This is a genomic window from Arthrobacter pascens (assembly GCF_017052465.1).
Classification (GTDB): Bacteria; Actinomycetota; Actinomycetes; order Actinomycetales; family Micrococcaceae; genus Arthrobacter; species Arthrobacter pascens.
In genome coordinates this window covers 53,787-77,608 of sequence record NZ_JAFHKT010000143.1, presented here as the reverse complement: position 1 = coordinate 77,608, position 23,822 = coordinate 53,787, and the positions used below count along the sequence as shown (strand labels likewise).

Genomic DNA, 23,822 nt, shown 5'->3' with positions numbered 1-23,822 from the left:
CTCGCTTCGGGGTTATTGGGGCTTGGCGGCCAGCATGCGCTCGAGCGCGGTCCTGGCGTTTTCCTGTACGGCGTCATCCACCGTGATGCGGTTGACCACACGGCCTGCAACGAGTTCCTCCAGCACCCAGGCCAGGTAGCCGGGGTGGATCCGGTACATGGTGGAGCACGGGCAGATCACGGGGTCCAGGCAGAAGATGGTGTGCTGCGGGTACTGGGCCGCGAGCCGGTTCACCATGTTGATCTCGGTGCCGATCGCGAACACTGTCGGTTCCTCGGCTGCCGCGATGGCCTTCTGGATGAAGTCCGTGGATCCGGCAGAATCGGCTGCATCCACCACCTCCATGGGGCACTCGGGGTGGACAATCACGTTGACGCCGGGGAAGTCGGCGCGGGCCTTCTCGATCTGCGCCACCGTGAAGCGCTTGTGCACCGAGCAGAACCCGTGCCAGAGGATCACGCGCGAGTCGAGCAGCGCCTGCTCGTCGTTGCCGCCGAGCTCCTTGCGCGGGTTCCACATGGGCATCTGTTCCAGCGGCACGCCCAGCGCCTTGGCGGTGTTGCGGCCCAGATGCTGGTCCGGGAAGAAGAGCACGCGCTGGCCGCGCTCGAAGGCCCACTCCAGGACCGTTTTGGCGTTGGAGGAGGTGCAGACGATGCCGCCGTGCTTGCCGCAGAAGGCTTTCAGCGCGGCCGACGAGTTCATGTAGGTGACGGGGATGACCGGAACGCGGCCCTCGGCGTCGGGCTCGGTGCCGAAGATCTCCTCCAGCTGTTCCCAGCACTCCTCCACGGAATCGGCGTCGGCCATGTCCGCCATGGAGCAGCCGGCGGCAAGGTTGGGCAGGATGACGGCCTGTTCCGGCCTCGACAGGGTGTCGGCGGTCTCCGCCATGAAGTGCACGCCGCAGAACACGATGGCCTCGGCGTCGGGCCTGGTGAGGGCGGCGTTGGCCAGCTGGAAGGAGTCGCCCACGAAGTCGGCGTACTGCACCACTTCGTCGCGCTGGTAGAAGTGCCCCAGGATCACGGCGCGGTCGCCGAGGGTGGCCTTGGCCGCGCGGATCCGGGCGGCGAGCTCGGCGTCGGAGGCGAGCTTGTATTCCTCGGGGAGCTGGCCCTGCCGCGGCGTTGACGGCGGCGCCACGTCGGCGCTGGAGGCTCCCGGACCGTAGGCCGGGGTGCCGGCCAGGGCTTCGGCGAGGTCGTAGTCCCAAGGGCCCTTGGCCAGTGCCGGGCTGCACGTGCTGCCGGCGGCCGCCGCGGCGCCCTTCTCGGCCTGTTCACGCGTGATCAGCTGGATGGCTGTGTTGACGCTGCTCATGGGGTGCTCCTGTTATCTGGGTCAAGGCCGGGGCGGCCGGTAAATCGGTAGAGGCGTGGCGGGCGGTGTTTGCCGCCCTGGAGGTATTCACCGGTTTCTTCAATTTCCGGCGTGGCTTTGATGTGGCGGCGGAAGTTGGCCGGGTCCAGGTGGGTGTCCAGGACGGCTTCGTAGACCTCCCGGACCTGGGCGAGGGTGAAGTACTCACCCAGGAAGTGATAGGCGATCGAGCCGTAGGCCAGCTTGTTCCGCAGCCGCCAGAGCGCGTAATCGACAATTGCGTTGTGGTCGAAGGCCAGATCCCCCAGCTTGTCCGCCCGGAACCACCTGACATTCTCGGATTCATCGGCAAGCGCGGCCTCGGTGGGCTGGACCAGGGCCCAGTAGACAATGGACACCACGCGCTGGGTCGGCGAGCGGTGCAGGCCGCCGAACGCGTACAGCTGCTCAAGGTAACTGGGCGCCAGGCCTGTGGTTTCGCGGAGATTCCGTGAGGCGGCGTCCGGCAGCGACTCGGAGTGCGTGAGGGGGCCGCCGGGAAGGGCCCAGAGGCCCTTGAACGGTTCCCGGATGCGGCGCACCAGCGGGAGCCAGAGAGTGGGACGGCCGGAGGCTTCGCTGGGGCGGAGCGCGAAGATCACCGTGGAGATGGCCAACGACGGCGGAGCGGTCTGGCGCTCGGCAACATTCGCTGAGGTGGTGTACACGGTTTTTCACCCGCTTCGCTGCGTCCTGCGGGGTCCTGCTGACCGCCGCGCTAGTTATAGTCACAATGACTAAAACTGATTCTACGGCTCAACCGGCGCCAGACAAAATGTTTCTTGCAGCCTTCCGCTGACGCGCTGCGGCTACCGGCGGGTGCGGGCAGCCTCGGCTTCCAGCAGGGGCAGTGTCCTGCCCTGGAAATGGGTGTTGAGCACGATCACCGACGAGGAGCGCAGCACGGTCTTCGTGGCAATCATGGCGTCGAGCACGCGCTGCAGGTCCGGGTTGGAGCGGGCGGCGATGCGGGCCATCAGGTCCGAACTGCCGGACACCGTGTGGATCTCGATCAGCTCCGGAATCTCCGCGAGCGCCTCGACCACGGCGTCGTGCCCCAGGTCCTGGTTGATGGTCAGCGAGCAGAAGGCCACCACCGGAAAGCCGAAATGGGAGGGGTCCGGATGCGGCACCCACGATCCGATCACGCCGCCTTCGGTCATGCGGTCCAGCCGAGACTGCACGGTGGCGCGGGCGACCTTGAGCACCCGGGAGGCTTCGAGCACAGAGGACCGCGGTGCATCGGTAAAGAATCGGACAATTTTGGCGTCCAGCCCGTCGACCATCATCAGTCTTCCCCACCTTCGCATTACCGGCAAGGCAAAATGGAGCTGTTCCGGCACGCGCCCTGCACAATTTGCATCCATGGTCTCACACGCTGATGCCGTGGCGGCGGCCACAAGGCGGTAAATTCAAAAGGTCCCAAAAGGGCCCCTTTCCACCGACCCCAAGAAGGTACGCAGGCATGACAATGAAGTCCACGGCGGAGCGTCCGGCAGGAGAACTCGGCCACAGCATGAAACCCCGCCAGCTGACGATGATGGGACTGGGCAGCGCGATAGGCGCCGGCCTGTTCCTCGGGTCAGGGGCCGGTATCCAGGCCGCCGGCCCGGCGGTCCTGCTCTCCTACCTGGTCGCCGGCACGCTGATCATCCTGGTCATGTGGGCGCTGGGCGAAATGGCCGCAGCCAACCCCAACAGCGGAGCGTTCTCCGTCTATGCCGAGAAGGCCATGGGCAAGACCGCCGGGGCCACCGTGGGCTGGCTCTGGTGGCTGCAGCTCGTGGTGGTCATCGCCGCGGAAGCCCTCGGCGCGGCCGGGCTGTTGTTCTCGGTCTGGCCCGTCATTCCCGTCTGGGCCCTGGCGCTCACCTTCATGGTGGTGTTCACGGCCATCAACCTGGCCGGGGTAAAGAACTTCGGCGAGTTCGAGTTCTGGTTCGCCATCCTCAAGGTCGCGGCCATCGTGCTGTTCCTGGCCATTGGCGCCGCACTGCTCCTGGGAATCCTGCCGGACGTCGCCTCCCCCGGCCTGGCCAACGTCACGTCCGATTTCGCGCCGGCCGGACTCGGCGGCATTGCGACGGCCCTGTTCGTGGTGATCTTCGCCTTCGGCGGAACGGAAATCGTCAGCGTCGCCGCGGCGGAGACGGAAAACCCCGAGCGCAGCGTGGCCCAGGCCATCCGGACCGTCGTCTGGCGCATCCTGGTCTTCTACATCGGATCGGTGTTCGTCATTGCGGCGGTCCTCCCGGCCACCTCCGAGGCCCTCGCCTCGCCGTTCGCCGGAGTCCTGGACGCGGCCCGCATTCCCGGCGCCGCTACAGCCATAACGCTGGTCGCCGTCGTCGCCCTTCTTTCCGCACTCAATGCCAACCTCTACGGCGCCTCCCGCATGGTGTACTCGCTGTCCCAGCGCCGCGAGGCACCCCGTTTCCTGTCCAGCCTCAGCAGCGCCCAGGTGCCGGTGCTTGCCGTCGGCGTCTCCGTAGCGTTCGGATTCATTGCCACTGTCCTCGAACTGCTGTTCCCCGAACGGATCCTGCCCGCACTGTTCCAGCTGGTCGGCTCGACATGCCTGGTGGTCTGGGGCTCAGCCCTGGTCTCCCAGCTGATCCTGCGCCGGCGGGCCGACCGGGACGGCACTCCCCTGCCCCTGCGCATGAAGGGTTTCCCGGCCCTCACAGTTTTCGGGCTGGTGCTCCTTGGGCTGGTGTTCGCCGTGGGCTTCAGCGCGGAGAGCAGCCGGATCCAGCTGATCAGCACCATTCTGCTGATCGCCGGCATCGCCGCGGCCTGCCGCTTCGGGGCCAGGTTCGCTGCCAGGTCCGGTGCCAGGTCCGCAGCAACCTCCGCCGATCCGGAAGCGGACGCGGCGGATGAAGGATCACGCGGCTCCTCGGCTGCCCGCGCGCCCAAGTAGCCAGCGGGAGGACGCCGGCCGTACTGCACAATTTGTGCAGTACGGCCGGCGTTTTGCTGCGCAGTCCTCACAGTCTGATCGGCCCGCAACCTGCTGATTGCCGGCCACCGGGGCGGTGACTAGGGTCACAGCCATGGACACTTTGCCGCTTCCGGATGACGGCACTGCCGCCGCCCCGCCCACCCCCGACGAGCTGCGCGAGCTGTACTCGCTCATGGCCGCGGTCCGCCGCCTCGATGCCTCGGCCGTCGCCTGGCAGCGCCAGGGGGTCATCCCCGGCTATGCCCCCGAGCTGGGCCAGGAAGCTGCCCAGGTAGGCAGCGGGTACGCCGTTGACACCTCGCGGGACTTCGTCTTTCCCACGTACCGCGAGATGGGCGTGGCCCGAGCCATGGGCGTGGACATGGTGGAGTACATGTCCACCCACAAGGCCACCTGGCATGGCGGACTGTACGATCCCAAGACATCGCGCCTCGCCCCGATCCAGGCTGTCGTGGCCGGCTCAGTGCTGCACGCGGTGGGCTGGGCCCACGGCCAGACCCTGGACGGCAGCGACGCCGTGGCGATGACATACCTGGGTGACGGCGCATCGTCGCAGGGCGACGTCCACGAGGCGATGAACTTCGCGGCGGTGATGAAGGCCCCCGTGGTGTTCTTCGTCCAGAACAACGGCTGGGCCATCTCCGTGCCCACCGAGCGCCAGGTGGCGGGCGGCTCGGTTGCCGCCCGTGGCGCCGGCTACGGCATTCCGGCCCTGCAGGTGGACGGCAACGACGTCCTCGCCGTCCTGGAAGCAACCCGTCGCGCCTTCGTCCACTGCCGGTCCGGGAACGGACCGGTGATCATCGAGGCCATGACCTACCGCCGGGGGCCGCACTCCACATCAGACGATCCGGGACGCTACCGCTCACTGGACGAGGAACGCGACGGCGCCGGCGAGGACCCGCTGCGCCGGTTCCGTCAGCAACTGCTGAGCGCCGGCCTCGCGGACGAAGCGTTCTTCGCCCGGGCGGAAGCCTCCGCCGCCGCCGAAGCGGAAATGGTCCGCGAGGGACTCGAAGCGCTCGGTCCGCGGCCCGGCAGCGAGATGTTCGACCTCGTATTCCAGGAAACAACGCCGGCACTGCAGTCCCAGTCCGCCTCGTGGCGCGAGGAGTCAGAACATGTCTAGGAGCGCAGGAACCATGACGGGATTTCGACAGGCTCAATCACCGGACGCGAAATCACCGGAGGCTCAATCACCGGACGCTCCATCGCCGGATCCGGAGGCGCCCGCAGGCAGCCACACGGTCACGCTCTCCATGCAGCAGGCGCTGAACCGTGCCCTCGACGAGGTCCTGGCGGAGAACCCCCGGGCCGTGATTTTCGGCGAGGACTGCGGCCGGCTCGGCGGCGTTTTCCGCATCACCGACGGGCTGCAGGCAAAACACGGCGCAAGCCGTGTCTTCGACACCCCGCTCGCGGAGTCCGGCATCCTCGGCATGTCCGTCGGCCTCGCCATGGCCGGCTTCCACCCCATCCCGGAGGTCCAGTTCGACGGCTTCGCCTATCCCGCCATCAACCAGATCGTCTGCCAGATGGCCAGGATGAACTACCGCAGCCGCGGCGCCTTGCCGATGCCCATCACACTGCGTGTTCCCAGTTTTGGCGGCATCCGCGCCCCCGAACACCACAGCGAAAGCCTCGAGGCGCTCTTCGCCCACGTGCCGGGCCTGAAGGTTGTCTCGCCGTCGAACCCGCACGAGGCCTACCACCTGCTCAAGTACGCCGCCACCCGGCCCGACCCGGTGATCTTCATGGAACCGAAGTCGCGCTACTGGCAGAAGGGCGACGTGGATCTGCGTGCTGCCGACACCCCCGACGCCGGTCCGCCCACCGGCGCGAAGGTCATGCGGCACGGGCGCCACATCACGCTCGTGGCCTGGGGCGCGATGGTGGCCCGCTGCCTGCAGGTGGCGGACCTCGCCGCCGAAGACGGCATCGACGTCGAGGTCCTGGACCTGCGCTGGCTCAAGCCGATCGACGCCGAGGCGCTGGTGGCGTCCGTGCGCAAGACGCGGCGCGCCGTCGTCGTCCATGAGGCGCCGCTGACTTCAGGGCTGGGCGCAGAGGTGGCCCAGCTGATCACGCAGGGGTGCTTCGACACGCTCAAGGCCCCCGTGGAGCGGGTGACGGGATTCGACGTTCCGTATCCGTCCGGGGATCTGGAGGACGAGTACATTCCCAACATTGACCGGATTCTGTTCGGCATCCAGCGAGTATTGGAGTACCGCCGTGGCTGAAATTTCCTTCCCGCTGCCGGACCTCGGCGAAGGCCTCATCGAGGCGACCGTCCTGGAATGGCTCGTCGCGCCCGGCGACCAGGTGGAGCGCAACCAGCCTCTCGTCGAGGTGGAAACCACGAAATCCGCTGTTGAATTGCCCAGCCCGCAGGCGGGTAAGGTGGTGCGTATCCACGGCGGGCCCGGCGACAAGATCAATGTCGGCGAGCCCCTGATTGTGTTTGAGGTGCCGGACAACACCGCCGGCATTGTGGGCACGGTCCCGAAGGAAGAGGCACCGAAGCGCCGGGTCCGCCTGAGCGCCGTACTTGATGAGGACTGACATGATGAGCGGCAGACACACCGGCGAACAGCACTTGCACACGGTGGAGGGCACCGATCCCCAGTTGTATGTCGCCGTGCATGAGCCCAAGACCGACGCCGGGCTCCGGCCCGTCCTGCTGATCCACGGGTTCTCTTCCTCCAGCAAGCTCAACTGGGAGGACACCGGCTGGCTCGCGGTCCTCCTGGAGGCGGGCCGTCGGGTCATCACGGTGGACCTTCCCGGCCACGGCCGCAGCGGCGCTCCCGAAGACATGGACTCCTATTCGCCGAGCCGGATCCGTGCGGACCTCCTGCAGATAGCGTTCGACGCCGGCGCCCGGCCCGCGGAGGCCGGTGACCCTTCCAGCGGGCTTGACGTGATCGGCTACTCGCTGGGTTCCCGGCTCGCCTGGGAGTTCGGCGCCACCCAGCCGGAGCTCGTGCACCGGCTGGTCCTGGGCGGGCCGAACATGGCTGATCCGCTGGCCGAGTTCGACCTCGTAGCCGCCCAGCATTACCTGGCCGACGGCACGCCGATTGAGGATGAGTCCACCGCCGGGCTCCTCAAAATGGCCCAGGCACTGCCGAGCAACAACATCTTTGCCCTGCTGTCCCTGGTGGAGGCCATCAAGACCGAGCCCTATGACCCCGCGGAGGCGGTGCCGCACATGCCCATGCTGCTGGTGGCCGGTGAAAACGACGAGCGCGCAGCCTCCCTGCCGCAGCTGGCGCAGCTGGCCGCCAAGGCGGGTTCCATGGCCGAGCAGCTCTTGCTGCCCGGCCGGACCCACACCAACGCCGTGACCAGCCGCGCGTTCAAGCAGGCTGCCGTCAACTTCCTGGGCAGCTAGCCGGGCGCCCCGGCTCTTCCCGCCCGATTCTTCCCCCCCGCGGCAGAGGAAGGCTCAGAAGTACTGGAACGTCCACGGCAGGCAGCGGTCCCTGGCCGGACGACGGCGGTAGGCTGGGTTTGACTGGTGGAGAAACCGGAAGAGGATCCCATGGGCATGGTTTTTGAGGACCGGGAAGATGCCGGCAGGCGCCTTGCCGCGGCCCTTCCACAATTCCGCGGACAGCCGGACACCGTGTTGCTCGGACTCGCGCGCGGCGGCATCCCCGTGGCGGCCGCCGCCGCCGCGGCCCTCCACCTGCCCTACGGCGCCCTCCTGGTCCGCAAGCTCGGCATCCCCGGCCATGAGGAGACGGCCTTCGGCGCCCTGGCGTACGCGCGTGCGATAGCAGCCTGGGGCGCCGCGCAAGCCGAAGACGGCGGGAGCGAGGCCGGGCCGGCAGGCCTGGCGGAAGGGCGTGGATCGGAAAGCGCTGAGACCGGCAGGATTGTCCGGCTGCTGAACCGACCGCTCGTGGAGCGCATCCTGGAGACCGGCGGCAAGCAGGAATGGCTGGACCTGGTGGAACACCGCGAGCGCGACGAACTGATGCGCCGCGCCCGCTCCTACCCCGGCGCGGCCCTGACGCTGGGCGGCAAGACGGTGGTGCTGGTCGACGACGGCCTTGCCACCGGTGCCACCATGCGGGCCGCAGTGGAGGCAGCACGAGCGGCCGGCGCCGCGCGGGTGGTGGCCGCGGCGCCCGTAGGGTCGATCGAGGCGGAACGGTCGCTCTCACGCGTCTGCGACGTGCTCTGCCTGCACCTGCCGGGTAAGTTCCGGACTGTGGGAAGTTTCTACCGGAGCTTCGAGCAGCTGACCGACGACGACGCCATAGGCCTGCTGCACGGCGCGAACGCCTGACCCGGCCGGAAACGGCGGCGGGCCCGGACCTCCGGCCCGGGCCCGCCGTCACGCGAACGTACTAACGTGTTCCTTGCCTGTTCGGCTGCACAGCCGTCAGTGCCGGCTGACGCCCAGCAGGCGGCCCTTGGTCTCCTTGGCCAGCAGTACGCCGACGGCGGAGATCACGCACAGGACCATGATGTAAATGCCGATGGAACCTGTCCACTTGGTGCTCTGGAGCAGGGACTCCGCAATCGTGGCAGCGAACGCGCCGCCGAGGATGGCACCGAACGCGTAGCCGATCGAGATCCCGGAATACCGCACGTTCGCGGGGAACATCTCTGCATACATGGCGGACATGGGGCCGTAGGAAAGGCCAAGGCCGATCGTCAGGACAAACAGCGCCACCCCGTAAAGCCAGATGTTCCTGGTGTCGATGAGTGCGAACATCGGGATCATCCAGACGAAGATGATGGCGTAGCCCGTCAGGAAGGTCTTGACGCGGCCGATGCGGTCCGACAGCCAGCCGCCCGCCAGCGTGAAGATCAGCCAGCCAAATGAGGCAAGCGTCGTGGCGAGCAGGACCTGGGGCACGGGCATTTGCAGGGACCGGGTGGCGTAGGAGATGAAGAAGGCGATCAGCAGGTAGCCTGCCGCGTTGTTGGCGATAAAGATCAGGGTCGAGTAGAGGACCGGCTTCTTGTGATGGCGGATGAGCTCGCCCAGCGGGGCCTTGCTCTCAGCCTTGCGGGCGGCCATCTCCCGGAAGACGGGGCTCTCGGCCACAGCCCGCCGGATCAGGTATCCGACGACGATCAGCACGATGGACAGCAGGAACGGAACGCGCCAGCCCCAGGCAGCAAAGTCCTCCCTCGACATGCTGCTGTTGAGGAAGAACAGCAGGCCCGTAGCCAGGATCATGCCGATGGGGACGCCGATCTGGGGATATGCCCCGAAGATTCCCCGCTTGCTCATCGGTGCGTGCTCCACGGCCATCAGGGCAGCACCGCCCCACTCGCCGCCGGCTGAGAAGCCCTGGATGATCCGGAGCGTGATCAGCAGGACGGGAGCCCAGAGGCCGATCTGGCTGTACGTCGGCAAAATGCCGATCAGGGATGTTGCAGCCCCCATCATCAAGAGTGTGAACACCAGCATCGCCTTGCGCCCCAGCCGGTCTCCGAGGTGGCCGGCGATGACGGCGCCGAGCGGACGGAAGAGGAAGCTGATGCCGATGAGGGCGAAGGAGAGGATCTGCGCCAGGCCCGGATTGGACTGCTGCAGCGGGGTGAGGAAGAGCGGCGAAAGCAGCGTGCCCGTGAGCTGGGCGAAGATGAAGAAGTCGTACCACTCAATGGTGGTGCCGACCAGCGTCCCCGCGAGGACCTTGCGTTCCTCGTGCTTACTGCTGGGGCCGGTCTCGGAATCAACGGAAGAAGCTGCGGTCATTGGAACTCCGTGGCTGGGGCAGGGCTACTGCCGGGGTTGGGGCGCCGCACGATTTACTGATCGAACGGTCAGTTGGTAAGAGGATACTATGAATATGTGACAATGCACACTTAAATCTTCAAGCTGGCCCCATTCAGTCCTGCCTGGTCAGTCCTGCCGGTTCAGGAATTCCCGAAGCCTGGCCCTGACCGGTTCGCGGTCATAGGTGTTGACGAGGGCGCCGGCCATCCGGACGGGGTCACCGAAGAAGAAGTACTCATAAAGGGACTGGCGGCCCGAGAAGCCGGAGATGGAGGCGTCAAAGGCCAGCTTGAACAGGCGCACCCGCTCCGGCCCGGTGAGCGTTTTCCCCTGCAGGTAGAGGTCGATGTCCGCCCTCGCCTCGCTGTTGACATCCGCTTCACCGGGGAGCGCCATGAGTCCCGAGGCCGAGAACTTACGGATGATCTGCGGGAAGCGCTGGGCGACCTTCGGGTACCAGTTGCGCGCGGCGTTGAGCGTGCTCCATTTGGGCAGCATGACGCCGGCGTCGTTCAGCTCGGCGTCGGCTTCCGAGGCACGCACCAGGGCCTTGCCGATCTCGACGTCGATGATCAGTTCTGCGATGTCCTCCTGGATGTGCTGGAAGCCGTCGATCCCGATGGAATCCGCCAGCTCGGACGCGAGCCCGAGGAAGAACTCGCTCTTGGCAACCGTGCGGGTCACCACCTGGTGCGTCATGAGTGCGCCAGCACCGGTCTCGGCGTAGAACGAGTTGCAAAGCTGGGGGTTCCCGAGCATGAAGATGCGTTCGCCCGGGACGAAGACGTCGTCGAAAATGGCCACCGCATCCATTTCCTCGTAGCGGGAGGCCAGCGGCTCGTCGTGAGTGCTGCCGCCGTTATAGAGCGAGGTGCGGCACAGATACCGCAGCCCCGGCGCGTCATTGGGAATGGCGAAGGCGAAGGAATAGGGCGCATCTTCGGGCGTGCCGCGCAACACCGTGGACGGGAAGACCAGCAGTTCGTCCGCAATGGGCGCGATGGTGGCCAGCATGCGGGCGCCGCGGATGACAATGCCGTCCTCGCGCTCCTCCACGATGTGGGCGGTCAGTTGGCCACCGAGCTGTTCGGAGCCGGACACTGACCGGTTGACCTGCGGCGGGATGAGGGTGTGGGTTGCCAGGGAGTCATTCTCGCGCGCCCACTCGTAGTAGTTGTGGATGTTCTCGGCAAACTTGGGGTCAGCCTGGGAGAACCATGTCCCGGCCGTGGCCAGCGCCGTCAGTGCGGAGTTCATGTAGTCTCCGGTGCGCCCCAGGAAACCGTTGGACGCTTCTGCCCAGGTGGAAATCGCGCGGCGCCGGTGGCGCAGGTCTTCCACCGTCTTGGGAACGAGGAAGGACGCGTTGACGAGGTCCCCGGTGGTGGGTGACGCGTAGGTCAGCGCTTCCTGGTGCTGCGGATCGTGCTGCATGTCGAACAGCTTCGCGTAGGACCTCGCCACATTGCGGAAGGCAGGATGCTCCGCAACCTTCTCCCTGACCACTTCGCCGTCGATCACGACGTGCGGGGTCATGCCGTTGAGTTTGTCGAGGTACTGCTGGCCGGTGCGGATTCCCATTGTTCTGTCTCCAGTCGTCGTTGAACTGCAGGTTGTTCGGGCGGGGATGTGCGTCAGAGGAGATCTTCCATGCCCAACTGGCTTTCCGGGATGGTGGTGAACGCGCTGTTGGCGAAGGCGAGCGCGTCCCCGTTGCGGTAGTTGAAGTCCACTACCTCGCCGAGGTAGAGGGTGTGATCGCCGCCGTCGTACGCCGCCCAGGGCTGGCACTCAAACCAGGCGAGGACATTGGACAGGCGCGGCGCCGTCGCGCTCTCCACCCACAGCGGTTCGGGACCCGGGCGGCCGGCGAAGTGCATGGCCAGCTGGCGCTGTTCCGCCCCCAGAATGTTGACGGTGAACGGCCGCCCGGCCAGCTCGTCGTGCGCCTTGGTGGCACGGGCAATGCTGACGAGCACCAGCGGCGGCTCCATGGACACCGACGTGAACGAGTTCACCGTGATGCCGTGGCGCTTGGTGACGCCGTCGAACGTGACGATCGCGACGCCGGTGGCGAACCTTCCGAGGCTGCCGCGGAAGTGATGGGCACGCGGAACCGATGTCCGCCCCGGGATTTCCGGGCCCGCGTCCGGCTTCGCGATCATCGTCGGCTCCTTTGGGTGCCGAGGAGTGAGTCCGGTGAATGACGGCCGCCGGGACACCGAAGACGGTGGTACACCCGGACGGCGTATTCTATAGTTGAACTCAAAATTCCTATATGGAACGCTAGCTGAACGTGACGCCCAACACAAGCCCCTGGGAACAACCCGCCCCGTTCTCCCCGCCTAGGATGGACAGCATGAATCCAACCGCCAGTGCCGGTGCACCGGCTGCGCAAGCCCAGGCCTCACCGTCGCAGACGCTCTCCAGGGGCATCCGGGCCCTGGAAATCATGGCCGAAGCCGAGAATCCGCTGACGATCGCCGAACTCGCGGATGCCATGGGCGTCCACCGGTCGGTCGCATACCGGATCCTGCGGACGCTCGAGGACCACTCGCTGCTGGTGCGTGACGACGCCGGGAGGGTGCAGCCGGGTCCCGGCCTTGCTGTCCTGGCGAGGGGAGTCTCCCGCAACCTCCAGACGGCGGCCCTCCCTGAACTCACCCAGCTTGCCAATTCCCTCAACATGACAGCGTTTATTGCTGTCTGGGACCACCAGGACTGCGTCACCCTCGTCACGGTGGAGCCGCGGCATTCGGCCGCCACGGTGGTCCAGCACCCCGGTTCCCGCCACCCCATCAGCAGCGGCGCCCCCGGCATTGCCATCCAGTCGGCGCTGCCGGAAGACGACTGGAACCGGCTGGCCCCCGGCGTGCCGTACCGCGCGGAGGCCGCGGAGGCGCGTATCCGGGGATACGCCGCAAGCCACGATGAGGTCATTGCGGGGGTTTCCTCGCTGGCCGCCCCCATCCGGGTGCCGGGCGGACGGCCGGCGGCGGTCGCCGTCGTCTATATCCGCTCGTCCCAGGACACCGCCGACGTCGCCGCGGCACTCACCGGGAGCGCTGCGCGGATAGAAGCGCAGCTCGCCTGAGCCCGCCGGTCCGGCGGACGACGACGGCGGCCACCACGCCGAGCACGAACAGCAGGACCGCAGCCGCCACCGGAACCATGAAAGCCGCGGTGTAGCCCTGGTCCTGCGCCAGCTGGCCGGCGGTCCATGAACCCAAGGCCGTGCCGGCCACTATGCCGCTGGCCAGCGCCGTCATCACCGTTCCGAGCCGTTCGGCAGGCGCCGCGATTCCGCCGATCGCAAAGACGGTCACCATGACCGGCCCCACCGGGAGGCCTAGGACCAGCAGCACCAGGACCATGCCCCACGCGGAGTCGGGCAGGAGCAGCAGCGCGGACAGTCCGGCCATGGCTGCGGCACAGGCCAGCCAGCGGGATGAGAGGGTAAACCTGGCCGGCCAGTAAGCGACAGTGATCGCCGCCGCCGCCGAGCTCAGCCCCATCACCGAGTAGAGGAGGCCCGCGGCCTCGGCGGTCGCGAAGGCGTCGGAGAAGGAACTCAGGGCCGACTGGGTGGAGCCGAAGAAGGTGCCCATGCAGGTCATCGCCAGCACTGGGACCGCGACGGCGGCGATGCTTGCCCACCGGCCGCGGCGGGCCGTGCCTGCCGCAGCGGCATCGCGTTTCACGGCCTTGGAGGATTTGCGGGGCTTGGCTGCGCTGCGCGACTTTGGTGCCCTGCGTGGCACAGCGAGGTGCGTACGGTGCATTGCGAAGGCCGGCACGAGCGTGATGGTCAGCGCCGCAGCAAGGGCCAGCGGCAGCCAGGGCGCCACCAAACTGGCGAGCACCCCCACGAGGGCAGGTCCAAGGACAAATGTCAGTTCGTCTGCCGTGCCTTCGTACGCCAGGGCCGTGTCCAAGTCGGCGCCGCTGCCTGTGCGGCCGCCTGCCGTCAGGGCCATCCACCTCACCCGTGCCAGGGGTCCCACCTGGGGACAGCTGAAACCGGCGAGCAAAGCGGCCGCGAGGACCGGCCCTGCTGCGGCGAATAATCCGGTACCCCCGCTGCCGGAACTAAAACTGCCGGCACCGGAACCGTCGGTGCCGGAACTGTCAATGCCGGGAAGCGCGCGGGCCAGGGCAATCAGCGCGAGGACGGCCAGCGCATTCAGGACGGCTGCCACCAGCAGCACTGCGCGCTGGCCCCGGCGGTCCGCGAAGGCGCCCAGAACCGGCGCACCAACGGCCGAGCCGATCCCCACCGCCCCGGCCGCTGCTCCGCCGACGGCATAGGAGCCGCTCACGGACGTGACCAGGGTCAGCGTCCCGACGGTCAGCATGGCAAGCGGGAGACGCGCGAACAGGCCGAGCGGAATGAAGCCCTTACCGGCCAGCTGCGCCAGCCGGGCGAATCTGCCGCCGGAGCGGGCAGGGCCGACGGGTACAGCGTCAGCAGGTGAAGTGTCGCCAGCTACAGGGCCGGCAGCTGCGGCGTCAGCGTCGATGTGCTGGGAGGGGCGCTTGGGCGCCGTGGAAGTAGTCATGTTTCCGGGCTCGTTCAGTCATGCGCACCGTCCCTCCTCCCGATGCGCGCAACCCGGTAACTATCCGATTCTACTGGACGGGGAGACCGACTCAGGGATTACCAAGCCGTCGGTCCGGACGGGGTGAGTCAGCCTGCCGTGACGGCATCGGAGATGTGCAGGGTGGAACCATTGCGGCCCTTCACGACCTGCAGCTGGGTGCCGATCCGCTGTTTCATTTCCGCCACGTGGCTGACAAGCCCCACGACGCGGCCGCCGTCGCGCAGGCCTTCGAGGGCGTCCATGACCTGCTCAAGGGCCTGCTCATCGAGGCTGCCGAAGCCTTCATCCACGAACAGCGTCTCAATGTCCACGCCGCCCGCCTCCTGCTGCACCACGTCAGCCAGACCCAGCGCGAGCGACAGCGAGGCCATGAAGGATTCTCCGCCCGAGAGTGTGGACGTGTCGCGCCGCTGGCCGGTCCACGCATCCACCACTTCCAGCCCCAGCCCGGATTTCGCGCCCCGCGCGGCCTTGGCATCCGTGTGCTGGAGTGTGTACCTGCCATCGCTCATGGCGACCAGCCGCTCCGAGGCAGCGACGGCCACCTGTTCAAGCCGGGCGGCCAGGACATAGCTGTTGAGGCTCATGCGGTAGCTGTTGTCGCCGCCGCCCCGGACGGAGTCCGCCAGGGCCGACAGGCGCTCTGCCTTGTCCCGCTGACTCCTTCCTGACTCGGCCTGCTCCTCGTATTCCTCCCGCAGACCTCTCAGGGCTGAGCACTTCTGTGCTGCCAGCCCGGCAGCGAGCGCCAGGTCCTTGGAATGTCCTGCTGCCCGTTCGGCTTCGACCTTGAGGCGGTCCACTTCACCCTCCTCGGCTGTGACCCCTGCGGCGTGTTCCTCTTCGGCGAGAACAAGCTCCTCGCTCGCAAAAAGCTCTTCAAGCCGTGCCTGTTCGTTCCGTCCCGCGAGGACTGCCGCTTCCAGGCGTGCAGCATCGGCAGGGTCCAGCAGCGCCTCGTGGGCTGCGGCGACTGTGCCGAAGCCGGCTTCCGGCAGGGCCAGCTCGAGCTGGGCCTGCGCTTCGTCCAGCCGGGCGGAAGCCGCTTCCAGGGCTGCGCGGGCTGTGGTAGCCCGTTCCACGACGGCGATCGTTTCGCCGATGCCGGCGGAGCGCCGGCGGAGGCTGGGGTACCCGGCCCGCAACGCGGCAAGCGCAGATTCCAGGGCTGCTGACTGTTGGTCCAGCTCGCTCAGCGAGGATTCCACCTGGGCGATGCGCGACAGGCAATCTGTCCATGCCTGCTCTGTGGTGGCGACGCGGTCCTGGAGGTCCTCGTACCGGGCCCGGGCCTCAGCCAGTTGCACCTCAGCGGCCTCCGCTTCGGCTGCCGCTGCCCTGGCAACCTTGGCGGAGTCGGCGGCCTCGGCAGGATCAGTGTCCCCGCCCTGCCCCGCCAGGACAGCCAGTTCCTGCCGGGCGGCAGCAAGCTCCTCGGACAGGGCGGCGAGTGCCAGCTCGGCGGCATCGCAGGCCTCCCTGGCCCGTTCCTCTTCCTCGGCAAGGCCCAGGACCGATGCGGCGGCGGGGACGGGCGCCGGGTGATCGGTGCCACCGCAGACGGGGCACGGCTCTCCGGTTTCCAGCCGGGCTGCCAGTTCCGCCGCGGCGTTGGCCAGTCGCTGCTCACGTATGTCGAGCCACCGCTGCCGGGACTCCTGGTGGGCGTCCCGGCCCTTGAGGTGCCGGTCTGCTGCGGCTGCGCATTTTCGAGCTGCGGCTCCGTGGCGCCGGACCACGTCAACGAGCTCATCGGCAGCCATCGCTTCCTTGGTGCGGAGCACCGCCTCGCCCGCCAGCTGGGTGAGTGGCTGCATCCCGGTCTGGAGCCGCTCCATGTCGGTGCGGAGGGCAATGAGCGAATCGGCGTGGTCGGTGCTGGTACGCAGCAGTTGCTGACGCCCGGCGGTGAGGTCTGCACTCCTCGCCGCCAGGGCTGCCAGCCGGTCTTCGTCTGCCGCACGCTCGTTCACCACGGCCAGCAGGGCCCGCAGCCGGCCAAGCTCGGCGTCGGTGTCGATGCCTGCGGGGTCTGTGTGCGCCAGTTCAACGTCCGCGAGGGCCGCCGCGTGAAGGTCCGCTGCGGCGCGTTCCATGGCAGTGGCTGACCGCTCCACCGCTGTATTGGCGGCGGTCACGGCTTTGAGCTGCCCACCGAGGGTCTCCGCTTTTCGATGCAGGGCAAGGCGGGCAGCATCATGTTCCAGGACGGGTGCGGCGGCGCTGGCTGCTGATTTCCGGCGCATTGCTGCGGCGAGTTTCACCCGGCGGCTTTCACGGGCCAGTTCCGCCTCAAGCAGGACGGCATGCTCGCGGCGAAGGGCCTCCGCGGTTTCCGCCTCCCCGCCCAGCTCCGTTGCCCGGAGCGAGGCGGCGCCCTCCAGCCACCCCAGGAGTTCCAAGTCGCTGCCGGCATCAGGCGCACCGGTCAGCTCCAGCCCCAGGGCGCCGGCCTCGGCCCGCGCCCTCGCCACCAGGAGGGCGAGCCTGCCGTTGTGTCCGCCAACCTCTTTGGCGGCTTCGGCGGCCTTCAGGCCCAGTTCACGCTCCACGGCTTCGAACCGTTCCGTTCCGAAGAGTTTCTGGAGCAGATCCATCCGGTCTGAGGCCTTGGAGCGCAGGAACGCTGCGAAGTCTCCCTGCGGAAGCATGACAACCCGGGTGAACTGTTCCCTGTCCATGCCAAGAATCGCGGCGATTTCGCCGCCGGCTTCGTCATTCCGGCCGGACTTCTCAATCCATTCCCCGCCGACCCGCTCCCGCAGGAGGGTCTTGGCTTTCTGCGCGGTGAAGCCGTTCCGGCCGCGGGCACTGGGCTTGTCCCACGCCGGAAAGCGTGTGACCTCGAAGCGCCGGCCGCGGGCTGAGAACTCGCAGGTGACGCTGGGTTCCGTCGCCGCCTCGGCGTGGTCGCTGCGGAGTCTCTTGCCGTCCTGCCGCGCACCGGGCACCGAGCCGTACAGGGCGTAGCAGATGGCGTCCAGCACGCTGGTCTTCCCGGCGCCGGTGGCGCCGTTGAGGAGAAACAGCCCATGGGCGCTGAGCATGTCAAAATCGATTTTTTCCGTGCCGGCGAAGGGGCCGAAGGCACAGATTTCCAGCCGATGGATCCTCATAGTGACACTCCTTGCAGGCGGACAGTTTCCAGCGCTTCGGCCAGCACGCTTCGCTCGGCGTCGTCGGGCTCCCGGCCGCGGACGTGCTCCAGAAAGCCGCAGCAGACCGAGAGGTCGTCTTCGGCCTCGGCGAGCCGGCTGCTGTAGCTGACCTTGGCCGACGGCGGCGCGCCCTCCGGATCAAAGCCGAGCACGAGGGTGTCCGGGAACCGTGCCCGCAGCCGCTCCATGGCCTGGGCCGGCCGCTGGGCATCGGTGAGGGTCACCTGGCAGTAGGCATCCTCGGCCCAGGCATGGTGGTCGGACTCCAGGAGTTCCGTGATGGTTCCGCGGAGGACGGCAAGTTTCCTTGGCGCCTCCCAGTGCACCGGCTCCACCGACGTGACGCCCGATTCGTCAACGTCGATGAGCCAGCCACCCTTTTGGTGCTGCGCCTCAGAGAAGGAATAGGCCAGCGGAGATCCCGAGTAGCGCACCTCAGGCGACAGCGCCTGCCGTCCGTGCAGGTGGCCCAGGGCGGTATAGCTGAAGCCGGCGAAGAGGTCGAGAGGAACTGCCCCGACTCCCCCGATGCTGAGGTCACGCTCGCTGTCCGAGCTGATTCCCCCGCTGGCGAAGGTATGCGCCAGCACCACAGAGTGGACATTGCGCGACGTGCTGCGGCTGGCCAAGTCCGCCCGGATGCGGTCCGTGGCGGCGCGGGTAACCTCGAAATGACTGGCGGTCTCCACGCCGAAATGGTCGGCCACGAGGCGCGGTTCCAGCCACGGTATGCCATAGATCGCCAGCGCAGGGCTCCGGTCATCCTCCGGTTGGTCCCCAAGCGGAATCATCAGCGGCGTGTCCAGTTCCGCGAGCCGGGTGCGAAGGTGCACGCCGCCGCGCTCCATGAGCCGGGAGGCGAAGCCGAGCCGAATAGCGGAGTCATGGTTCCCGCTGGTGAGCACCACCCGGGCTCCGGCGCCGGTCAACCGGACGAGGGCGTCGTCGAGCAGGCCGACGACGTCCACCCCGGGCAACGCGCGGTCGTAGACATCGCCGGCGATGAGGACTATGTCAACGGACAGTTCCTCGACGCGCGCGACTAGCTGATCGACGAATCCGCGCTGGGCATCGAGCATCCCAACGCCATGGAAGGACCGGCCAAGGTGCCAGTCGGAAGTGTGCAGTAACCGCATGTTTTTAAGCTATCCGTAGGGACTGACAGTTTTGCCGACCGCACGTGGGCGCGTCCGAAGCGGCTTCTTTCTGGTGTTCCCTACTTGTGGCCAGGGCCGTCGAAGAAATCGCGGACGTCGTCGCCGGCGGGGGCCGGCCGGCTGCCGGGCTTGTCGGTGGCTGGCTTCTCGCTGCCTGACGTGCCGCCGGCCGCCTCGGCACGGCGTGCCGCGGCCTCCTCGTCGCTGTCCGCAGCGTCGTCGAAATCCCGGGCCAGGTCCTCGTCGGATCCCGCGGTACCGGCAGCGGTGCCCGTTGCAGGCGTGCCGCCGGTGGTGTCCGAGAACCCCCGGAAAACCAGACCGGCAATGGCCGCGCCCACCAGCGGGGCAACCCAGAACAGCCACAGCTGCCCCAGCGCCCAGCTGTTGCTGAACAGGGCGGACGCGGTGGCGCGTGCGGGGTTGAACGGAGCGTTGCCGACGGCCTGCCCGAACTGCAGAAGCACCGCCATCGCCAGGCCGACGGCGAACGGTGCGGCCGCTGCGTGGATGTTCCGGCGTGCCGTGGTGCCGAGGAAGACAGCCACAAGGAGCGCGGCGCCGAGGACTTCGGCGAGGAGGACGCCTGCCATGGACGCCTGGATGACGGAGTGCTCGCCGAAGCCGGCCGTGACGGTGTCGAAGGCGGCCCGGGTGTCCGGGATGTTGGGAATGGTGCGGAGCACGCCGAACAGTGCCAGCGCGCCGGCGGCGGCACCCACCAACTGGGCGCCGACGTAGGCGGCGGCGTGGCCTGACCTGATCCGCCCTGCGACGAGGTTGCCCAACGTGATGGCCGGGTTGAAATGTCCCCCGGAAACATAGGCGAAGGCCAGCATCGCGGCCGTCACGGCCAGGCCGGCAGCGAGGGCCGCGGGCAGCGGGTTCGACTGCGGGAGGGTAAACAGCGGCACGCCCAGCCCGGCCACGACCAGGAACAGCGCCCCGAACGCTTCGGCCGCCAGCCGGGAAAGCAGTCCGGGCCGGAAGCCGGCACCGTCCGGGTGCGGCTCGGCGTCGGTCGTGGACAGGGACACAGGCGTGGTCATGGTGGGAGAATCCTTCGCTTTTCGTCGGCCCGGAACACCGGCATCTGCCGGGTCAGCCTCTGCAGTCTGCCAATAGAGTCTGGACGGTTGCTGAGTCCGAGCTTAGCGCCCCGTGACCGGGACCCTTTCGGGGTGAGCAAGGCCACACAGCGCAGCGGTCCATCCGGCGGGCGGAACCGTGGCGTCCCCGACGGGTAAATTTACCTGCATGAGCAATATTCCCGGCACCGCGGCCGCGCCGTCCCCGAAGTCCCGCATCCATGGCTGCCTCTTGGGCGGCGCCCTTGGAGACTCCCTCGGCTACGCCGTCGAGTTCGATTCCATTGCCGCCATCCGGAGCCGGTTCGGCCCGCAAGGGCTGCAGGACTTCGCAGCGCTCGACGGCGGCAGCCACTTTTCGGACGACACGCAGATGACGCTGTACACAGTGGACGGGCTCGTCGAGGCGCTCGAGTGGGCGAACGCAGGCGTCGGTGCCGATGCGAACGCCTGCGTCTGGCTCGCCTACCTGCGCTGGCTTGAGACCCAGGGCGTGTCGGCCCCCGATCCGGCTCCTCGGCCGCAGCCGCGCTGGATTGACCGCCAGCCTGCGCTCAGGCACCGCCGGGCCCCCGGCGGCGCCTGCCTCAGCGGGCTGGCGACCGGTGAGATGGGCACGGTGTACCGGCCGGTCAACCCCGACTCGAAGGGCTGCGGGACGGTCATGCGGTCGGCGCCGTTCGGGCTGGTCCCGCACATCCCGGCCGAATCCGTCTACAAGCTGAGCGCGGATGCCGCCTCCCTGACGCACGGACATCCCTCTGCCCGCCAAAGCGCCGGGGTCTTCAGCCTGCTGATCCACTCGCTGGTCCAAGGGCAGGGCCTGCTGGACGCCGCGCAGGTTGCCGCCGACCACGTCCGGTCCGATGCGGAAGCTGCGCCGGAACTCGGCGAGCGCCTCAGCGCGGCGCTCCGTCTTGCCGGCGAGGCGACAGCCCCCGGAGCCGGGACGAGGGGACTGCTCACCCCCGAGGACCTGGTCCGCGAACTCGGGGAAGGCTGGGTGGCGGAGGAGGCACTCGCCGTCGGGCTTTACGCAGTTCTGGCCACAGCGACGGGTAGCCCGGCGACAGGTGGCAGCGGCGCAGCGCCCACTCCGGTGGAGCATTTCAAGGCGGCCATCGCCGTGGCCGTCAACCACAGCGGAGACAGTGATTCGACGGCGTCGATCGCCGGGAATATCCTGGGCGCCTATTACGGCGAGGCGTGCCTGCCGGCCGACTGGCTGGAGGCACTTGAGGCGCCCGACGTGATCCGTGGCATGGCGGACCAGCTGGTGTCCGTTACAACTGCCTGAGGGAAATGTTGTTGCAGGCCTCGCAGACGTCCTCCGGGATCATGCCCCGGCGCTGCAGGAAGCCGAATATCGAGCAACCGAGGCAGAACCCGGCGAAGGCCTCCAGGGAAGCAGCGGCGACGAGGACGGCCAGCAGCACCCAGGCCGCCGGTGCCAGGCCCGCGAAGAACAGCGCGGCCGCCGCAGTGGAAACCGCAGCCCCGATCCCCTGCGCGAACCGCTTGGGCGGTCCGGGAACCAGTTTGGCGCGCCCGAGCCGCGGAGCAAGCACCTTGACCGAGAGCAGCGCCAGCGGGGAGATCCTCGGGCCGAAAAGCACGCGAAGCCAAAAGCCGGCAGCAATGATGGCAAGTCCCCAGCCGAAGCCGGTGAGGAGCGTGGCGGCGGCGAGCAGCACCACCAGCCCCGCCGTGATGCGGGCGGCATATTCATTGACCGGGTTGGGAAAGGCAAACACCGCCTGCCAGTCCACCCCGCCCCTTGCGGTGGCCGGGGACACACTGGTCTCGCTTGGTCTGCTCATGCAGCAAGGCTAGGAGCGCAGGGCCGCCGCTGGGAAGCTTTGTTGCGCCAGATGAATCCCGGCAGCGGGCAGCCCGGCGCCAGTCAGCGTCGTGCCCGGCGTCCCTCCGACCATCTGCAGGAATTCGCCCTCGGACAAGACCTCGATGGACTGCCCCCGTTCGTGCAGCTCAAGCACGCGCTTGGCCTTGCCGGTGAGCCGTCCGGACCGGAGGTCGCCGGCGTCGAATCCGTCGCCCACCACCAGGACGCTGGTCCGGGCGGTGACCCGGCTTTCCGGTTTGGCCCCCATCTCGGCCGAGCGCATTTTGGCCTCCGGCCGGGGCATGGCCAGCTGGCCGGTGAACACCACCGTCTGGCCATAAAGCGGGTGGCCGGGTTCGGCGTCCGGATTAGGTACGGGGTTGTCCCCCTCCTCCGGCCATCCGCTTCGGAAGGGCCGGGCAGGTCCGGCACTGCCGCCGCCGGCGAGGGCCGCGACGGTCGCCTTGGACAGGGCGTCTTGGGCCGGGTGAAAGGCCTGCTGCCGGGGTATCGACAGGCCGAGTGACAGGTAGAGCTCCGCAACGCTGTTTGCCTGGTTGCGGGCGGCGATGTCGATCAGGATGCCGGCGCAGGCCCTCGCATCCTCGGCGGCATCGTGGTGGTTGACCAAGGGTACGCCGGCCTCTTCGGCAGCGAAGGGCAGCGAATTGGACACCAGTGAGTAGCAGCGCCGGGACAGCATCACGGTGCACACGTAGTCGTACGCCGGACCGGGAAGCCCGGAGACTTCGAGTCCGGAGCGGATGACGCCCAGGTCGAAGGCGGCGTTATGTGCAGCGAGGATGTCGCCGCCAATGAATGCACCGATTTCAGGGAACAGCTCCCCGAAGCGCGGCAGGCCCGCGACCTTCTCGGGCCTGATGCCGTGGATCCGCACGTTGTGGTGGTCGAAGGAGTCGTGGTTTTCCGGCGGCCGCATGAGCCAGGAGGCTTCCTCGACGATCACACCGCCGCGGACCTTGCTGAGGCCAACGGCGCACGGAGAACCGCGAAAGCCGTTGGCGGTCTCGAAGTCGATCGCCGTAAAGTCCAAACTCACGGGCTCAACTTTAGCGCCGCGGGAGCAGCGGCACGGTCAAGTACCCTTGGAAGGTGAACTTTAATGCCATCAGCGACTTTGCCGTGCCCATGTTGGGAGGAGCCGGACCTGTCCAGCCGCAGCTGGCCTCGTTCCTGCCCGACTGGCTTAATCCCCAGGTTTTCCTCGCCGACCCCGCCCTGGCTCCGTGGGTGGTGCTGCTGGTCTGCGGAATCATCTTCGCCGAAACCGGCCTGCTCATCGGGTTCTTCCTTCCCGGCGACTCCATGCTGTTCACCGCCGGCCTGCTCGTGGCCACGGACACCATCAAGTTCAATATCTGGCTCTTCGCCGCGCTCATCATCGTGGCGGCGATCATCGGAAACCAGACCGGATACCTCATCGGCTCCAAGGCGGGCCCGGCGATCTTCAACAAGCCGGATTCCCGGCTGTTCAAGCACGAAAACGTTGAAAGCGCCCACAAATTCTTCGAGAAGCACGGCGGCAAAGCCCTGATTCTGGCGCGCTTCGTTCCCATCATCCGGACATTCGTGCCGGTCATCGTCGGCGTGGCGCAGATGGACAAGCGGAAGTTCTTCCTCTTCAACGTCATCGGCGCGTTTCTGTGGGGCGGGGGCGTGACGCTGCTGGGCTACCTGCTGGGTGACAGGATTCCGTGGGTGCGCGAGAACCTGGACATCATCTTCATCGTGATCGTCCTGCTCTCGGTGATTCCGATCGGCATCGAGGTCTTCCGGGGAATGGCCGCCAAGCGTCAGGCCGCCAAGTACGGCACCGACGTGGTGGAGGAGTTCATCGAGGAGCACGAGCCCGAAGAGGAACGCAAGACGCCCTAGGGTCCT

21 protein-coding genes are annotated in these 23,822 nt (G+C 67.7%); 9 read left to right on the top strand and 12 right to left on the bottom strand.

The genetic code is table 11. The features are described 5' to 3' along the window. Window positions 1-12: 12 nt before the first annotated feature. From nadA to JYA52_RS13410, 3 genes are all read right to left on the bottom strand, one after another. Window positions 13-1,323 carry a quinolinate synthase NadA gene (gene nadA, locus JYA52_RS13420; protein WP_205653674.1) on the bottom strand — a complete coding sequence of 437 codons (1,311 nt, stop codon included), beginning with the start codon at window positions 1,321-1,323 and terminating at the stop codon, window positions 13-15. After that, window positions 1,320-2,030 carry an NUDIX hydrolase gene (locus JYA52_RS13415; RefSeq protein ID WP_205653673.1) on the bottom strand — a complete coding sequence of 237 codons (711 nt, stop codon included), beginning with the start codon at window positions 2,028-2,030 and terminating at the stop codon, window positions 1,320-1,322. The genes nadA and JYA52_RS13415 overlap by 4 nt, the downstream gene beginning before the upstream one ends. 141 nt (window positions 2,031-2,171) lie before the next feature. Next, window positions 2,172-2,651: an Lrp/AsnC family transcriptional regulator gene (locus JYA52_RS13410; protein ID WP_205653672.1), complete on the bottom strand. Its 480-nt coding sequence runs from the start codon at window positions 2,649-2,651 to the stop codon at window positions 2,172-2,174. A 176-nt stretch (window positions 2,652-2,827) separates the two neighbouring features. Between JYA52_RS13410 and JYA52_RS13405 the strand changes: the two genes are divergently transcribed. The 6 genes from JYA52_RS13405 to JYA52_RS13380 all read left to right on the top strand — a co-directional run bounded on the left by JYA52_RS13405 (window position 2,828) and on the right by JYA52_RS13380 (window position 8,624). Further along, the gene (locus JYA52_RS13405; protein WP_240460305.1) at window positions 2,828-4,285 is read left to right on the top strand and encodes an amino acid permease; all 1,458 of its coding nucleotides are present in this window, start codon (window positions 2,828-2,830) and stop codon (window positions 4,283-4,285) included. Window positions 4,286-4,418: 133 nt separating this feature from the next. Next, on the top strand, window positions 4,419-5,456 hold the full coding sequence (locus JYA52_RS13400; protein WP_205653671.1) for a thiamine pyrophosphate-dependent enzyme: 1,038 nt from the start codon (window positions 4,419-4,421) through the stop codon (window positions 5,454-5,456). A gap of 130 nt (window positions 5,457-5,586) precedes the next feature. Continuing rightward, window positions 5,587-6,567: an alpha-ketoacid dehydrogenase subunit beta gene (locus tag JYA52_RS13395; protein ID WP_205653781.1), complete on the top strand. Its 981-nt coding sequence runs from the start codon at window positions 5,587-5,589 to the stop codon at window positions 6,565-6,567. After that, a complete protein-coding gene (locus JYA52_RS13390) occupies window positions 6,560-6,889 on the top strand; it encodes a biotin/lipoyl-containing protein (RefSeq protein WP_056426240.1) in 330 nt (109 codons plus the stop codon). Before JYA52_RS13395 ends, JYA52_RS13390 begins: the two co-directional genes overlap by 8 nt. Before the next feature lie 4 nt (window positions 6,890-6,893). Then, window positions 6,894-7,721 carry an alpha/beta fold hydrolase gene (locus tag JYA52_RS13385; RefSeq protein WP_205653670.1) on the top strand — a complete coding sequence of 276 codons (828 nt, stop codon included), beginning with the start codon at window positions 6,894-6,896 and terminating at the stop codon, window positions 7,719-7,721. A gap of 150 nt (window positions 7,722-7,871) precedes the next feature. After that, a complete protein-coding gene (locus JYA52_RS13380) occupies window positions 7,872-8,624 on the top strand; it encodes a phosphoribosyltransferase (protein WP_205653780.1) in 753 nt (250 codons plus the stop codon). A gap of 96 nt (window positions 8,625-8,720) precedes the next feature. Here the strand turns inward: JYA52_RS13380 and JYA52_RS13375 are convergent, their stop codons facing one another. The 3 genes from JYA52_RS13375 to JYA52_RS13365 all read right to left on the bottom strand — a co-directional run bounded on the left by JYA52_RS13375 (window position 8,721) and on the right by JYA52_RS13365 (window position 12,238). After that, complete coding sequence (locus tag JYA52_RS13375) at window positions 8,721-10,052, bottom strand: MFS transporter (RefSeq protein ID WP_205653669.1); 1,332 nt, start codon at window positions 10,050-10,052, stop codon at window positions 8,721-8,723. A gap of 147 nt (window positions 10,053-10,199) precedes the next feature. Next, window positions 10,200-11,654 carry a 4-hydroxyphenylacetate 3-monooxygenase, oxygenase component gene (hpaB, locus tag JYA52_RS13370; RefSeq protein ID WP_205653668.1) on the bottom strand — a complete coding sequence of 485 codons (1,455 nt, stop codon included), beginning with the start codon at window positions 11,652-11,654 and terminating at the stop codon, window positions 10,200-10,202. Between the two features lie 53 nt (window positions 11,655-11,707). Further along, window positions 11,708-12,238, bottom strand: coding sequence for a flavin reductase family protein (locus JYA52_RS13365; RefSeq protein WP_205653667.1), 531 nt, complete (start codon window positions 12,236-12,238; stop codon window positions 11,708-11,710). A gap of 194 nt (window positions 12,239-12,432) precedes the next feature. Between JYA52_RS13365 and JYA52_RS13360 the strand changes: the two genes are divergently transcribed. After that, window positions 12,433-13,167, top strand: a complete 735-nt coding sequence (locus JYA52_RS13360; protein ID WP_205653666.1) for an IclR family transcriptional regulator — start codon at window positions 12,433-12,435, stop codon at window positions 13,165-13,167. Here the strand turns inward: JYA52_RS13360 and JYA52_RS13355 are convergent. The 4 genes from JYA52_RS13355 to JYA52_RS13340 form a co-directional block, all read right to left on the bottom strand. After that, on the bottom strand, window positions 13,127-14,632 hold the full coding sequence (locus JYA52_RS13355) for an MFS transporter (RefSeq protein WP_205653665.1): 1,506 nt from the start codon (window positions 14,630-14,632) through the stop codon (window positions 13,127-13,129). The genes JYA52_RS13360 and JYA52_RS13355 overlap by 41 nt on opposite strands. A 128-nt stretch (window positions 14,633-14,760) precedes the next feature. Next, window positions 14,761-17,790 carry an AAA family ATPase gene (locus tag JYA52_RS13350; RefSeq protein WP_205653664.1) on the bottom strand — a complete coding sequence of 1,010 codons (3,030 nt, stop codon included), beginning with the start codon at window positions 17,788-17,790 and terminating at the stop codon, window positions 14,761-14,763. Further along, complete coding sequence (locus JYA52_RS13345) at window positions 17,787-18,968, bottom strand: exonuclease SbcCD subunit D (protein ID WP_205653663.1); 1,182 nt, start codon at window positions 18,966-18,968, stop codon at window positions 17,787-17,789. The genes JYA52_RS13350 and JYA52_RS13345 overlap by 4 nt, the downstream gene beginning before the upstream one ends. A gap of 80 nt (window positions 18,969-19,048) precedes the next feature. Continuing rightward, on the bottom strand, window positions 19,049-20,038 hold the full coding sequence (locus tag JYA52_RS13340; protein ID WP_205653662.1) for an aquaporin: 990 nt from the start codon (window positions 20,036-20,038) through the stop codon (window positions 19,049-19,051). 208 nt (window positions 20,039-20,246) lie between these two features. Here JYA52_RS13340 and JYA52_RS13335 point away from each other — a divergent pair, with 208 nt between their 5' ends. Continuing rightward, on the top strand, window positions 20,247-21,374 hold the full coding sequence (locus JYA52_RS13335; protein ID WP_205653661.1) for an ADP-ribosylglycohydrolase family protein: 1,128 nt from the start codon (window positions 20,247-20,249) through the stop codon (window positions 21,372-21,374). Here the strand turns inward: JYA52_RS13335 and JYA52_RS13330 are convergent. Next, the gene (locus JYA52_RS13330; protein WP_205653660.1) at window positions 21,361-21,897 is read right to left on the bottom strand and encodes a DUF4395 domain-containing protein; all 537 of its coding nucleotides are present in this window, start codon (window positions 21,895-21,897) and stop codon (window positions 21,361-21,363) included. The two genes, JYA52_RS13335 and JYA52_RS13330, sit on opposite strands and share 14 nt — an antisense overlap. Before the next feature lie 9 nt (window positions 21,898-21,906). Further along, entirely contained in the window at window positions 21,907-22,980 is a 1,074-nt protein-coding gene (locus tag JYA52_RS13325) for a 3'-5' exonuclease (RefSeq protein ID WP_205653659.1), read from the bottom strand. A 68-nt stretch (window positions 22,981-23,048) separates the two neighbouring features. Here JYA52_RS13325 and JYA52_RS13320 point away from each other — a divergent pair, with 68 nt between their 5' ends. Continuing rightward, complete coding sequence (locus JYA52_RS13320) at window positions 23,049-23,816, top strand: DedA family protein (protein WP_205653779.1); 768 nt, start codon at window positions 23,049-23,051, stop codon at window positions 23,814-23,816. Window positions 23,817-23,822: the final 6 nt, after the last annotated feature.